This is a genomic window from Enterococcus lemanii (assembly GCF_016909125.1).
GTDB lineage: Bacteria > Bacillota > Bacilli > Lactobacillales > Enterococcaceae > Enterococcus_I > Enterococcus_I lemanii.
This window is the reverse complement of the sequence record NZ_JAFBFD010000027.1, coordinates 29,608-44,122: the sequence shown is the minus strand read 5'-3', so window position 1 is coordinate 44,122 and position 14,515 is coordinate 29,608. Positions and strand designations below refer to the sequence as shown.

Genomic DNA, 14,515 nt, shown 5'->3' with positions numbered 1-14,515 from the left:
GCGGTTGTATTCCTACTAGCAAAATGACCTTCTCCCTATGAAAAAAAATCGTTTTTAGCACCAAGGGGGGAGTCTGTCTATTTTTGGCCATTCTAAGCAGAAATTTTTCTTTACTACTCAATTTTCTTGTATCTTTTCTCTATTTTCTTTTAAAAGTTTTATTTTTTTATATTCAAGGGTCAAAACGAGTCATTTTGACCCTTGGATTGTTCTTTTTCTAAAAGTATGAATAATTCAGGAAAAATAGTATATTACACAAACTAAAATAAAAAAAGATAGATTCAGTTTATCTAAGAGGCCTGCTTTGGTTGTTTATTGTTGATTCATTTCTTGGTCGCGGGCAATCGTAGCATCGATCCCCTTCACAACCGTTGCGATAAATTTTTCTTCTTCTAAGGCTAGTAAACCCGCAACGGTTGTCCCCCCAGGTGAGCAGACGCGATCAATTAAAGTCCATGGATTTTCCTTGCTTTCTAAAATCATTTTGGCACTGCCTAAGACTGCTTGAGCGGCAATTTGGTTGCATAACTCTTTTGGTAAGCCATGTTTGACCCCTGCACGGGCGATACTATCAATAAAAAGGTACGCATAAGCGGGTGAACTGCCGGCTAACGCGGTAAAGTTCGAAAAATCTTTTTCTGGTAATTCCCAAGCCGATCCGACTGCTTCAAAAAGTGCAACGACGGTTTGAATTTGTTCTTTCGTCGCAAATTCATTGCCACAAATCGCCGCCGCTCCTTCACCGATCATCGCATTCACATTCGGCATGACCCGTATCATTGGCACTTCTTCGTCGGTTTGTAAAAAGTTCGCTAATTTTTTTAAAGGCGTTCCCGCTGCAATTGAAATCAATAATGGTTTTTTGGTGGTAATGAGCGCTTTATTTTCTTGTAAGACACTTTCAATCACATTTGGTTTGACTGCTAAGAGTACTGTATCTACTGCTTCGATTAATTCAGCTGTCGTTGCGCTGACTTGGCAACCGTGTTCTTTAGCAAAAGCCGTCACTTTTTCTGTCATTAAGTCAAATAAGTAAACCTCATTTGCTGCGACAAACTCTTTGGTAATGATTCCTTTTATAATCGCACTGGCCATATTACCGACCCCGATAAATCCAATTTTCATATTCTTTCTCCCGCCTTTTTTCGTTATTGGTTTATTATACAACTTTCGAAAAAGAAATAGTACCAAAACAGGCTTTTATACCCGCTTTTCTTCTAAAAAAAGCCCTATCTTATGCGAATTATGGTACACTATTTGTAAGCGGTTATTTTTTCAAAAAAGCAAAAAAAAAGGAGAATAAAATGTATAATTTAGTCATTCGTGGACACGATTTAACAAACGTTACGACCCCGGAACAACTCGCACAAGAGACACAAAAAGTAGGAATTCATAATTTACAGTTTGCTATGGGGGCTTCTTTTCCTCAGATGGATTCTTCTGCGTCAGCATTAAACCCCGGAATGGGCACATATTTCAAAAACTTATTTGCAAAACATGAGATTCAAATTGCTTTGTTAAGCTGTTATTCAAATCTTATTCATCCTGATCCACAAGCACGCGAAGAAATTTTGCATAAATTTGAAACGTATTTACGTTACGCTTCATTTTTTGGTGCTTCCATGGTTGCCAGTGAAACGGGTTCTGTCATTCCTAACTTAGGCTATACCGAAGATAACTTTAGCGATGAAGTGTTTGCCGATTTAGTTCAAGTGATTCAACGACTCGTCAAAGCAGGTGAAGAGTATAAAACCCTCGTTGGTATTGAAGCGGGGTTAAACCACCCTCTTTATTCGATTGAACGAACCAAGCAACTCGTGGAGGCGATCGATTCTGATTACTTGGGTATTATTTTAGACCCGACGAATTTGATTACCGTTGACAACTATGGTTCAATGGTCGAAATGGTTGAAGAAGCTTTTGCGCAATATGGTTCAAAAATTTGTGCTATCCACTTAAAAGATTTCATTATTAGCGATGGAAAAGTGAAGCCAATTGCTTTAGGACAAGGGTTAATTGACTATCCCGCGATTTTAAAAATTGTGCAAAAGTATAAACCTTATTGCTATATTGTGTTAGAACAAACACAAGACCAAAACATCATCACTGCCAATGAATTAATTGCTAAAATTTAACAAAAAAAAGACACTATGAATGAAAAATTTCAAGGTGTCTTTTTTTGTTGACGTTCTTGGTAACTTTGCGTGAACTCTTCAATAACTTTTTGGCCAGGCCCGGCTTTAAATGACGCAACGGCTTGTTCAAAATAAGCGAGCTCTTTTTCACCTAACATATATTCGTAATAGGCTCGGCTAATATCCTCCATTAAATCCGGCCACTGAGCAATATAGGTTGCAGAGTTGAGTGTTTGTGTAGGGTCTAAAATGGCATACGCTTCATTTTCTGCAATTTTTTCGTTTGCCTGGTTAATGGCGGTTTCGGCTGATTTGAAAGTGGCAACTAAAGCACTCGGGCGAGACGCGGCGTACGGTTGAACTTCTTCTTGCCATTTGGTTTGATTTATTTTCTCGTATTCTTGTTGTTCATTGATGACGTAATGGACGCCTTCGATGCCTTGAGTCATGAGTGTAAACGGCTCTTCATCCATTAAGTCATTAATAAATTGTAAGACGACCCGAAGCGCTGTTTCTGTCGGAACATTACTTTTGGGGATTGCTAATAAACCATTCAAACCACCATTTGTGTCTGATAAAATTCGACGAGGAACTTCGCCATAAGTTAAATCATCCACCAGCGCCCATGTCTGGTTACCTTTTTCATTCACAAGATCAGAATCTTGATCAACAAAATAACGAACATCTTGAAGAGAAGTAATCATAATGCCTCCTTTTCCTTGAAGCATCATTTCTCGCTGTTCTTCTTTTGAAGTAACAACAAAATCTTGGTTCATCCAACCATTTTGATACATTTCTCGATACCATTTTAAGGCGGTTTTATATTCTTCTTGCATGAAGGTCGGTTGAACCGTGCCATCTTCGCTAATAAAAAATTCATTGCCAGCTCCAAAATATCCCGTCAAGGAACGAAAGCCCACGCGAAAAGACTCATTGCGTTCGACAATACCAATCGTATCCTTTTGTCCGTTACCATCAGGGTCTTCTTCTGTAAAAGCTTGAGCAACCTTCGCCAACTCAGCAATCGTCTTTGGTATTTCAAGTCCTAAAGTCTCTAACCAATCTTTTCGAACAATCACACCGTAACGTGCCGTATGATTTTGGATGGGTACACCATAAACTTTACCATTGATCCGAATTCGGTCCAGTTGCTGGCTCGTAAGCTTTGCTAAGTTTGAATACTCCGCTAAATAAGGCTCCACATCCCAAAACACCCCCGCAGACAACGCACTTTGAATCGCGCTATTTTTAAAACTTGCGAGTGTTACAATATCCGTCAAGGAATTGGAGGCAAATGCGGCACTCATTCGTTCATTCTTAGAACTATCTGGAATCCAGTGAAAATCAAGATTCACACCGGTATATTTTTCTAATTCTTCTTCAATCGCACCAGACGGGGGAGCATCGGTGTGTAGCATGACTGTCCAGGATATCGTTTCTTTCTTGACGGCTGAATCCGTATCTTTTTTTAATAAACCACACGCACTCAAAAAAAATAAGGTCATTAAAAGAAGCCACCTGTTTCTTCTCTCTTTCATTTAACTTTCCTCCTATTTTCTTTTCACTCTTCTTATCATAAGGAATCTTACCATGAACTACAATAAGAAAACGATTCCTCGTCGTTCAAGCGATTTTTTCACAACGAATAGAAGCATGAAAAAAAGGAAGAGTTTTTAGCTCTTCCTTAAGAATCTGGATGATGCAAAATAACACGCTTTGATCAAGGCTCATCCGAATGCTTGATTACTTATTTTGTTTCTTTGTAACTTGCAGTGAATTCGTCAATAATAGTTTGTCCACCATTTTTCTTGAATGTTTCAATCGCTTTATCAAAACCATCCATTTCAATTTCACCCATCATGTATTTGTAATAAGCATCGCTAATTCCTTCAATTAATGTTGACCATTGGGTGTTATAAGTTTCTGAAGTCAATGGTTGTGAAGGATCGATTACCGCAAATTCTTCGTTTTCTGCGATTTTTTCATTCGCTAAGTTAACAAGTGGATCCGTTGATTTAAATGTTTTGACTAACTCAGAAGGACGAGAAGAAGAAAATGGTTGTACTTCTTGTTGCCATTTTGTATCATCAATTTTTTCGTAAGCGCCATCTGCATTAATTTCGTAATGAACCCCTTCTAAACCTTGTGTCATTAAAGTATAAGGCTCTTCATCCATTAGGTCATTGATAAATTTAAGCACGACTTTCAAGTCTTCTTCTGTTTTCACTTTTTCTTTTGGAATAGCTAACCAGCCGCCCATGCCGCCGTTCGTATCAGATAAAATACGGCGATCAACATCACCATAAGTAATGTCATTGATTAATTCCCACTCCATGCCTTCTTGGTCTGTTCCTTTTGCGCCATCTACATAGTTACGTGCTTCTTGTAACCCAGTAATGACGATACCACCTTTACCTTGAATAATATAATCTTTTTGGTCATTTTTTGCCATTACTGCAAAGTCAGAGTTCATCCAGCCATTTTTGTAAATGTTACGGAACCATTCCATTGCCTCTTTGTATTCGTCTTGCATAAATGATGGCACCACTTCATCATCTTTTGTTACCGTAAACCAGTTGCCAGCGCCAAAGTAACCCGTTAATGAACGGAAACCGACGTTGAAAGATTCATTCCGTTCAACAAAACCAACCGTATCCTTTTGACCGTTACCATCTGGGTCATTTTCTGTAAAAGCTTGTGCCACTTTCGCCAACTCTTCTACCGTGTGAGGGACTTCTAAACCTAAGTTGTCTAACCAGTCTTTTCGTACAACGACTCCGTAACGCGCGATCGGTTTTTGGAACGGCACGCCATAAATCTTACCATTAATACGTGAAGATTGGAGACGATCTTCTGAAATATTCGCTAAATTTGAATACTCTTTTAAATAAGGTTCGACATCCCAGAACATGCCTGATGAAAGTGAGCTACGAACGGTTGTATTTTTAATATCCGCTAACGTCACAATATCCGTTAAAGAGTTTGATGCCAAAGCTGCATTGATTCGTTCCGATTTCGATGCGTCTGGTACCCAACTAAAATCAACTTTAACGCCGGTGTATTCTTCTAATTTATTTTCAATCTCGCCTGAAGGAGGAGCGGCCGTATGAAGCATCGCCATCCAAGAAATGGTATCTTTCGTTGAAACCGCTGCCTCACTGCCACCGTTTTCAGCAGCTGATCCATCTGTGCTGCCTTTTCCGCAAGCTCCTAAGATAACAGCTGATAATAATAACACGCTCATCATTTTTTTGTTTTTCATTTTCTTCATCCTTCCAGTTTTAATTACTGATTTATTTGGTGAATCTTTAAAAACCATTATTATTTTTTATTGGTTGCTGGTGAATAACGGAAATAGGCAAAGTCAGCAAAACTACCTGCTTTTAAATCTAAGTCTTGCACGCCAATTCCAATAAAGTTACCGGTAAAACCACCTGCTAGAAATAATAGATTTTGCTCATTACCAAAGGGCGACCACGGTTTTGTTTGATCTTGGCGCCAGTAGTATTGGCCTTTTGTTTCTTCAACGACTACCTTTAACTCAAGCGCGCCAGGTTCAATTGCAACAATATCTGAAAATAAAGTATGTTCGCCATTTTCACAGCGCATATAACGTAAAACTTGCCCTTTCTCCTCATCAAACGTGACGTACGCATATAAGTAGTTGCTTTCATTTAAATATAAGAACAAGCCCGCCATTTGATTAAAAGTTTTGGCTGAAAACGTCAATTGCGTCGCTGCGGTAAAAGAAAAGTCTTTTTGACGAATCGCCAGCAAATGGTGATCAAAATGCGATTGCGGTGACTCACCTGAAACAAGGCGTAAATAGCCCGGACGACTCGTTAAATCACACCAACTCGCATCTGGCATCAAGTGCCGCGCGTTCCATTCTTTGTTTAAAGTCGGCTGACTAAAATCATCATAAAAAGCCGTTTGAATTTGTTGCGTTAATTCTTCTTTTGTTTCAATGAAAGTAAATTCTTCTGGTTGAGTGGTGCCATTCGCCAAACGTAACCAGCCGTCTGGTGTCCAAACGACTTCTTGAATCGCCGTTTCGCGACCTAAGATGGCCTTTCCTTCTAGCGGGCGGGTCGTTAAGTAAACCATGTACCACTTCCCATTTATCCCCTCCACTAAACTGCCGTGCCCGGTACACTGTAAGGGTGAATCCGGTTTATCACTAGCCGTTAACATTGGGTAATTGGGGTCTAGTTCATACGGACCCGTAATTTTTTTCGCGCGACAAATCGTAACGCTATGGTTCGTCCCTGTGCCACCTTCTGCTGTAATTAAATAATAATAGCCATTTTTTTTATAAAGATGCGGGGCTTCCGTCTTAGCGAGTGGTGTACCGTCGAAAATTTTATAGACCTCACCAACTAATCTTTGACTTTTTGGATCATATTCTTGTAAAACAATCCCGGCCGATTTATTACTAGTTGTTAGGCGATAATCCCAAATCTCATTTAAAAACCAATAACGGCCATCTTCGTCATGAAACATTGACGGATCAAAACCACTCGAATTTAGATAAATCGGATCACTCCACGGGCCGTGAATTGTTTCGGCCGTAATTAAATAGTTATGCGTATCTTTAAATGGGCGTGTCGTGTTTTTGACGTCTGTATAAATACAGTAAAACAGCCCGTCACGATAACTCAGTTGGGGTGCCCAAATGCTTGCATCTTTCGGATTGCCTTTTAAAGCTACTTGATCGGTTAAAAGGTCCGTTTCATGGGTCCAGTTGACTAAGTCTTTTGACGTATACACGCGCAAACCTGGCAACCATTCAAAAGAAGAAACAACGATATAATAAGTGTCGCCTACTTTTAATATATTTGGATCTGGATTAAAGCCCCTTAAAATAGGGTTGTGAATTTTTGTTTGTACCATTTGTTTATTGACTTCCTTATCATTTTATTTTAGCGTTTTTTAAAACTGAGGACACCCGCTACAAAAAAAGGAAAAGCGAGAATGAAAGCCAAAAACTGACTTCCAAATAAAGTCGTTAAGCCGGCCATAAAATAAAAAGCACTCGCAATCCGACGATCATAACGACTGTTTAAAAACAAACTAGCCAAAGCCGTAAAAATTAAGACTAAAATTAGCGTTACACCAAACCAGGCGCCTAAGCGATGGAAAAACTCGATTCCTTTTTCAACAGGAATACCTGCAAGTTTTTTGTCAAAGACTGGTAGAAAGATTTCCTGGTATTGAGCGTGTGTGAGCTGGTTCATAATCAAAGACAGTGGCCCTAAAATGACCGTTACTAAACCTGCACTCACCCAACCAATCCATAATTCAAGTTTTCTTTTCATCGAGGCTTGCTCCTTCCAGTTTTATCCAACGAGCTCTTTTAGGCGCCGTTTGGTACGTATTATTTATTTCTTCATAACAAGTCGTTTCATGTGCAGCTTTTTTATCCCAATCGTGCCAGCCAGTCGGCAATAACCAGTCGTCAAACGTGCAGTTTTCAAAACGCGTTTTTGCCTCGTTGCGCCAGGGACGCCCTAAATAATAAGGGCTTTGGCCAGTTATTTGGCAGTTGATAAAAACAAAACCTGCTTGGCCCATTGGGGTTGATGCCGCAGTTAAATAATTGACCGCTGTTCGTTTACGGCTTTGGATTTGGCAGTGTTGAAAAGTTGCTTGACCGCCACCAAAAATAAAATCAACCGTCCCTAAAATAAGACAATCAAGAAAAAGCGATTGTTGTTGCGGGAAATGGCGCTGACACCACGGACTCAATAAGGGGCTGCCATCTTTTTGTGTCGGCGGTAACGGCCCTAAACACAATGTATCTTGATAGGCATCTAAGGTACAATTTTTCAGTGTGATTTGGGTTCCTTCTAAATAAAGCGCCACAGCTTGAGCGGCAATTTGATCGGGTCCAGCGATATTTTTGATCGTAATATTTGCTAGCGTCACCGCCTTGGCATTGATAAAAACGGTGGCCGTTTGAAAAGTGCCGCGCTTATCGCCACTTGCCAGGACTTCTTTTGCTGACCAAGCACCTTCAATCACAACAAGGCCTTGGCCAATCAAGGTTAGGTCATCTTGATAAATTTTAATATTTTCTTGATAAGTACCACTTTGAATATAAATGGTGGTAGGTTGTTGATTGCAAGTCGCTTGATCCAGCGCTTGTTGCAAAGTTCGATAATCCCCACTGCCGTCTTTGGCAACGGTTAGAGATGTTTGCGTAAAAATTGTTTCCATAACTCGCGCATCTCCTTGGTTTCTTGGTGCCCACCGGTTAAGAGATGGCAAGCCCACTGATCATTTGCATGCTGTTTTTGGTAACTTTGCGTAAGTTGTTCAGCTAAAGCTTGTACCCCTGCAGTCGGACAAAGGCCATCATGGCGACCAACCAAACTTAAACGTGCACGAGGCACAATCAATTGTTGAATATCAAAGGTCGTGAGGTGGCGTAAAATACCTGGAACGTAATAATAAAAACCATGACGATCCAATTGTCGTTCGGCTATTAATGTTTCGTAGGCCGCTTGACCAGCTAAATCAACGACGACTTGAATACGTTCATCCAATGCCGCTAACCACCAACTCATTAAACCACCCATTGACATCCCCATTGTCGCCACTCTTTTACGATCGACTTCTGGTCGGGTAAGTAAGTAAGTTAAAAACTGTTGGTTATCGTAAATGCGCATCCCCCACAACGTCTGCCCTTGCAGGAGAAATTCTTTAAACAATTCACTTTCTTTTTTACCGCGTCGTTCACCAAAGCCCCACATGTCAATGACACCAACGGAATAACCTTCTGTTGTTAACGTTTGCAAAAAGCTAGTTGGCTGTAAATAATCGCTACTATTGATTAGCTCTTCTTTCCCTCTTTCAAAGTTACCACCATGTGAATGATTAAATAATACGAGGGGACACGGTTTGTCTAACGCTCTTTTAGGGTAGGCAAAATACGCCGGAACACTTTCTAATTGATTGAGATCAAGTTGCAAAGTCTCTAAAATATAGTCTTTTGTTTCAACCGTCGTAAGAAGGGTTGCTTTGGGCACGACAGAAAGCGCCGGCCCTAAGCAAGTCAAAATTTCTTCTTTAATATCAATCTTCATATACACTTAACCAACTTTTTCTTGATTGGCACGGCATTGATTGATTTCGATGCCTTCACTATTTTCAATATGGAAGACTTCTCCTTCAACGCCATCTAGTGTCACTCGGTCAAAACGAACATCCGTTGCACAACCAATGTAAAAACCACTTTTCGTCATGTCTTCAATCCCCGTCATCATGGCTGGCTTGCCAGGAATGGCTTCTTCTGCCATTGAAATTGAAATATCATGGAAAGTAATCTCACTGACAGGTTGCTCCGTTAGCCCGTAAATAAAGCCGGCCGACGCATGCACATTACGCGCCGTAATATCGGCAAAATGAATCCGACGAAACATTGGTGTTTCTTCTGTAATTGGGTAAGGTGCTTTATCCCACACGTACTTGTCTTTTCCGCGTGGTCCACAGAAATAATATAAGTTTAAAATAAAAGGACAGCTGACATTATCCATGACAATGTTGTTTACGCGAATATCTTCGATTGTTCCACCACGACCGCGCCGTGATTTCAAGCGAATGCCACGATCCGTATCTTGGAAAGTACAATTGCTAATCGTGACATTCCGAATGTCCCCACTCATTTCACTACCTAAAACAACACCGCCATGTCCATGAATCATTTGGCAGTTGGTAATGGTAATGTTTTCGCAAGAAACACGCTCTTTTGTATCTTCGGTTCCTGCTTTAATTGCAATACAATCATCACCTACATCAATTTGACAGTTGCTAATTCGAACGTTTTTACATGATTCTGGATCAATCCCATCCGTATTTGGCGAATCGGCGGGGTTTTTAATATTTACGTTATCTACGGTTACCCCATGACATAAAATCGGATTGACCGTCCAACTTGGTGAATCAATCATTGAAATATCTTTAATCGTTACTTGCTCACATGAATCAAAACTGATTAATTTCGGGCGTGGGTATTTTAGCATTTCACGTTCATTCCGGAAAACATGCCACCATTTCTGACCGTTCCCATCTAACAACCCAAAACCAGTTACTGAAATATTTTTTGCGTTTTCTGCGTATAAACAAGAAGCATAAACTTCTCTTTTTACTCCTTCCCAACGCGAAGTTACGACTGGGTAATCTTCTTGGTTATCAGAGAATTTTAAAATACTACCAGGCAATAAGTGCAATTCAATGTGGTCTTTTAAGATTAATGCAGCCGTATAAAATTCTCCTGCCGGCACACTTACACGTCCACCACCACTTTCAGCAACCGTATCAATTGCTTTTTGAATCTCTTGGGTCATCAATTGACCATTGGGTTTTGCCCCAAATTCTGTAATTAAGACTTGCAACTTTTTTCCTCCTTAGAAAAATTATTATTTTACTTCTTAAAGTAGCGGCTCATTTTCAAGAGTTGCTTGTAAAAATGCCCCATAACCTTTGAAGTCATTGGTTATAATTGGTTCACTAATATAGTAGACAAACGAACCATCGCGACGATCTTCACCACCAAGGCCAGCAACTTCACAGTTTCTAGTTAAGTTCAACCAACCTTCATTCGTTAAGAAAACAAATTCATCCACAACGCCTTGATAAGTCTCTTGACTAAAAGCTTGCCAGTCTTTGCTTAACACTTCGAGGCGTAAGGCTTTAGCTGTTGCATAAGCAATCATACTCGAGGCCGAAGCTTCTAAATAATTCCCGTGTCGAGCGCCTTGGTCGAGGACTTGATACCACACGTGTGTATTTTCATCACGGACTTTTTTCAAGGCAATTAAACATTGCTCAAAAATACTTTCTAGTTTACTTGTATCGATATGGCCTTGTAAAAGCGCAATCGTATCGACGAGCGCCATCATATACCAGCCCATCGATCGACCCCAGAAGTTTGGAGACAAGCCCGTTTCAGGATCCGCCCAAAATTGTTCTTTCTTCTCGTCCCATGCGTGGTATAAAAGACCCGTTTTTTGATCCAGCGTACGGTTATAACATAACTCAAAGTGATGGATGACTTCTTCTAGGCGTTGACCATTTTTAAATGTAATTAGGTATTCAGCCAAAAAAGGAGTCCCCATATACAAACCATCTAACCAAATTTGATTCGGATAAATTTTCTTGTGCCAAAAACCACCTTCTGACGTGCGTGGCATATTTTCTAACTGTTGAAATAATAAATCTAACGCTTGTTTATATTTTTCCTCTTTTGTTTCTTTATATAATAGAAACAATAATTTCCCATTATTCACGTAATCGATATTCATTGACTCGTATTGGTACCCTTTGATCGAACCATCGTCTTGAATATAAAAGTCCATCGTTTCCTTGATGTAATCATAATAGACGGGATCTTTTGTTTGATGATACGCCTCTTTCACCCCTTGCAAAACTACCCCAATATCATATGACCATTTTCCGTGATAAACTTTTGTTTTTGGTAAGATTGGATACCTTTCAAACAAAGTCATCAAAGCTACTTGTGAAAGCTTCATGAAGCGATTTCCTCCTTTTTTACATAACTAAATGATTGCTTCGTGTTCTACTTTTGTTGGTGTGTACTCTTTTAAAATCAATTTGCCGGCATACCCTAGGACAAAACCGACAAAGCCCACACCCCAAATTAATAAGATGGCTAGTGAGACTTTTGAAGCCAAGATATATCCCATAACAATCACTGTCCAAGCTAAAATCGAATAGTGTAAATAACCTAAACCAAGCAAGGCTGAACCCCGTAAAATTTCTTTCATCGTCTTAAAAGTGGTTGCTGCCATCACGGTATACACGTGGCTTGTCGCAAATAAAACAATGACCAAAACAAGTACGTTTGCGACTTGGTAATACCATTCGCTTAAAGTAAATAAATTGACAATGACAATCCCTAAAGCGGCCATGACGAACCAACTAATCAGTAAAGATTGACGAAAGCGTGCTTTAAATGAAGCAAGAAACGTTTGAGCCACAGGCGGTTGTTCTCCTAAGCGTAACCACTGATCATAATAAGCCATCATTGCATATGTTGCCGGACCTGCTCCGAAAATTCCAAGACCTAGTAACGTAAAGCAACCCCATAAAAAACTCAAATAGGCAATAGTTAAAATCGTCGTCATGTAATCATTGATCTTACTAATTTTCTCAATCGTCATTTTTTGTTTCCTTTCGTTTTTAGTAGATACCGTCCTCGCCAACTTTACGTGCGAGTTTATTGGCTAAAACAACTAATGCTAGGCCGACTAATCCTTTGAATAATCCGACTGCCGTTGAGTAACTTAATTGACCATTTTGAATCCCAGCCGTGTAGACAAACGTATCAAAGATTTGGGCAACTTCTTTGTTCATTGGGTTCATTAATAAGAACATGTGCTCAAAGCCCATATCTAAAACGTGACCAATTTTTAAGATAAACAAAGTAATAATCGTTGGTCGAATACATGGTAACGTAATGTGCCACATTTTACGTAATTTCCCTGCACCATCCATGTCAGCTGCTTCATATAATTGTTCATCTACGTTTGTGATGGCCGCTAGATAAACAATCGTTCCCCAACCAGCACCTTTCCACATTTGTTGGAAGATATAAATAGGACGTAACCAATCGGTACTTGTTAAGAAAGAAACTTTTTCGCCACCAAAATAAGTAATAATATTATTGAAGACGCCACCTTCTGTCGTTAGTAACACATAGAAAATTGAGACAACAACTACCCAAGACATGAAGTGTGGTAAGTAGATAACTGTTTGTACAAATTTTTTGAATTTTGCGCCACGTAACTCGTTTAACATTAAAGCTAAGATAATCGGAAATGGAAATGAAAAAGCAATGTCTAAACCGAAAATAACTAACGTGTTCTTCATTAACATTAAAAAGGTATCTTCTGTAAATAAACGAATAAAATGTTTCATACCGACAAATGGACTACCTAAAATACCTAAGAAAGGTTGATAGTCTTGAAAGGCAATGACTAACCCTCCCATTGGAATATATTTAAAAACAATAAAATATAAAATCCCAGGGAAGAGCATTAAATACAATGCTCGGTTTGTTTTTATTTGTGCCCACTTTTTACGACGCTTTTTGGCTTTGATTTCTTTTTCATCTGTTTGGTTTGTTAATACGCCAGCTGTTTCCATATGAACTGATTCCTCCGTTTTGTTATTTATCACACCCAAATCATATCGTTCATGTGAAATTACGTATATAATCATTTCCGCACTTGAGAAAACGGATACAACCTTTTCAAGTCAATTCTCTTGTTTTTCAAGACGAAAATAAGTAAAACCCTTTCATATCAACATTTTCCTCAATATGATAAAAAATGCACATGCGAAAATGATTATATACGTTACATCTTGCCCATGCTAAAGTAACGATGATCAATAAAACGAATTAGGAGGAAAATCTAATGCAAGCACCAGCCCTTAAAAAAAATAAAATCAAAGTCTCTACCAGTGAAAAAATCGTTCATGTGTTCATTGTTCTATTTTTAACCTTATTTACCTTGTTGTGTTTACTCCCTTTTTTAAATGTTCTTGGTAGTTCATTTGCAACATCTGCTGAAATTTCAACGCGGACCTTTATTTTAATCCCACGCACGTTTACCTTAAATGCGTATCGTTACATCTTATCAACACCAACCATCTTTAAAAGTATCGGTGTTTCTTTATATGTTACAATTTTCGGAACTTTTATTAGTATGGTCTTGACTTCATTTATGGCCTACGCATTATCAAGAAGATACTTACATGGTCGATCATTCTTTAACTTTCTCGTTGTATTCACCATGCTTTTTAGTGGTGGTATGATTCCTGCTTTTATTTTAGTCAAAAACTTAGGACTCATTGATACTCTATGGGCATTAATTTTACCATCGGCAGTCAGTGCGTATAACATGATTATTATGCGAAACTTCTTCCAAGGAATTCCTGATAGTTTAGAGGAATCCGCAAAAATGGATGGTTGTTCGGATTGGGGCGTTTTCTTTAAAATTATCTTACCACTTTCCTTACCGTCCATTGCGACCATCTCCTTATTTTATGCAGTGACTTACTGGAATACTTATCAATCCGCCATTTTATATATTAATGATTCAAACAAATGGCCAATCCAAGTGTTATTACGTCAAATCGTGATTGTTTCAAGCGGCTTAAATGCCGATGCGGCAAGCGTAGACGTTGTTCCTCCAGCACAATCGATTAAAATGGCAGTCATTGTGGTAGCAACTATCCCAATGCTAATTGCTTATCCATTTGTGCAAAAATATTTTGTTAAAGGTGCGATGGTTGGTTCTGTCAAAGGTTAAACGCTTTTGGCAACCAAACCACTTAACCGATAGCAGGGAAGG

13 protein-coding genes are annotated in these 14,515 nt (G+C 39.2%); 2 read left to right on the top strand and 11 right to left on the bottom strand.

Annotated features, from left to right (window positions below; genetic code table 11):
* Positions 1-312 precede the first annotated feature (312 nt).
* Positions 313-1,125 carry a pyrroline-5-carboxylate reductase gene (proC, locus tag JOD14_RS08765; RefSeq protein WP_204654447.1) on the bottom strand — a complete coding sequence of 271 codons (813 nt, stop codon included), beginning with the start codon at positions 1,123-1,125 and terminating at the stop codon, positions 313-315.
* Positions 1,126-1,304: 179 nt separating this feature from the next.
* On the opposite strand from proC, the gene JOD14_RS08760 reads away from it, so the two are divergent.
* Complete coding sequence (locus tag JOD14_RS08760) at positions 1,305-2,135, top strand: sugar phosphate isomerase/epimerase family protein (RefSeq protein WP_204654446.1); 831 nt, start codon at positions 1,305-1,307, stop codon at positions 2,133-2,135.
* Between the two features lie 29 nt (positions 2,136-2,164).
* On the opposite strand, the gene JOD14_RS08755 is transcribed toward JOD14_RS08760, so the two are convergent.
* The 10 genes from JOD14_RS08755 to JOD14_RS08710 form a co-directional block, all read right to left on the bottom strand.
* Complete coding sequence (locus tag JOD14_RS08755; protein ID WP_204654445.1) at positions 2,165-3,673, bottom strand: type 2 periplasmic-binding domain-containing protein; 1,509 nt, start codon at positions 3,671-3,673, stop codon at positions 2,165-2,167.
* A gap of 209 nt (positions 3,674-3,882) precedes the next feature.
* Positions 3,883-5,397 (bottom strand): extracellular solute-binding protein, encoded by a 1,515-nt coding sequence (locus JOD14_RS08750; protein ID WP_204654444.1) that lies wholly within the window; start codon positions 5,395-5,397, stop codon positions 3,883-3,885.
* Positions 5,398-5,456: 59 nt separating this feature from the next.
* Positions 5,457-7,028 (bottom strand): glycoside hydrolase family 43 protein, encoded by a 1,572-nt coding sequence (locus JOD14_RS08745; protein ID WP_204654443.1) that lies wholly within the window; start codon positions 7,026-7,028, stop codon positions 5,457-5,459.
* 29 nt (positions 7,029-7,057) lie between these two features.
* Positions 7,058-7,453, bottom strand: a complete 396-nt coding sequence (locus JOD14_RS08740) for a DUF4064 domain-containing protein (protein WP_204654442.1) — start codon at positions 7,451-7,453, stop codon at positions 7,058-7,060.
* A complete protein-coding gene (locus JOD14_RS08735) occupies positions 7,437-8,354 on the bottom strand; it encodes a pectinesterase family protein (protein ID WP_204654441.1) in 918 nt (305 codons plus the stop codon). Before JOD14_RS08735 ends, JOD14_RS08740 begins: the two co-directional genes overlap by 17 nt.
* Positions 8,324-9,223 (bottom strand): dienelactone hydrolase family protein, encoded by a 900-nt coding sequence (locus tag JOD14_RS08730; RefSeq protein ID WP_239576150.1) that lies wholly within the window; start codon positions 9,221-9,223, stop codon positions 8,324-8,326. The genes JOD14_RS08735 and JOD14_RS08730 overlap by 31 nt, the downstream gene beginning before the upstream one ends.
* Before the next feature lie 6 nt (positions 9,224-9,229).
* Positions 9,230-10,483, bottom strand: coding sequence for a glycoside hydrolase family 28 protein (locus JOD14_RS08725; RefSeq protein ID WP_204654449.1), 1,254 nt, complete (start codon positions 10,481-10,483; stop codon positions 9,230-9,232).
* A gap of 84 nt (positions 10,484-10,567) precedes the next feature.
* Positions 10,568-11,668 carry a glycoside hydrolase family 88/105 protein gene (locus JOD14_RS08720; protein WP_204654440.1) on the bottom strand — a complete coding sequence of 367 codons (1,101 nt, stop codon included), beginning with the start codon at positions 11,666-11,668 and terminating at the stop codon, positions 10,568-10,570.
* Between the two features lie 27 nt (positions 11,669-11,695).
* Entirely contained in the window at positions 11,696-12,319 is a 624-nt protein-coding gene (locus tag JOD14_RS08715; protein ID WP_204654439.1) for a YesL family protein, read from the bottom strand.
* Between the two features lie 19 nt (positions 12,320-12,338).
* Complete coding sequence (locus tag JOD14_RS08710; RefSeq protein ID WP_204654438.1) at positions 12,339-13,304, bottom strand: ABC transporter permease; 966 nt, start codon at positions 13,302-13,304, stop codon at positions 12,339-12,341.
* Positions 13,305-13,576: 272 nt separating this feature from the next.
* On the opposite strand from JOD14_RS08710, the gene JOD14_RS08705 reads away from it, so the two are divergent.
* Positions 13,577-14,473, top strand: coding sequence for a carbohydrate ABC transporter permease (locus tag JOD14_RS08705; protein ID WP_204654437.1), 897 nt, complete (start codon positions 13,577-13,579; stop codon positions 14,471-14,473).
* Positions 14,474-14,515: the final 42 nt, after the last annotated feature.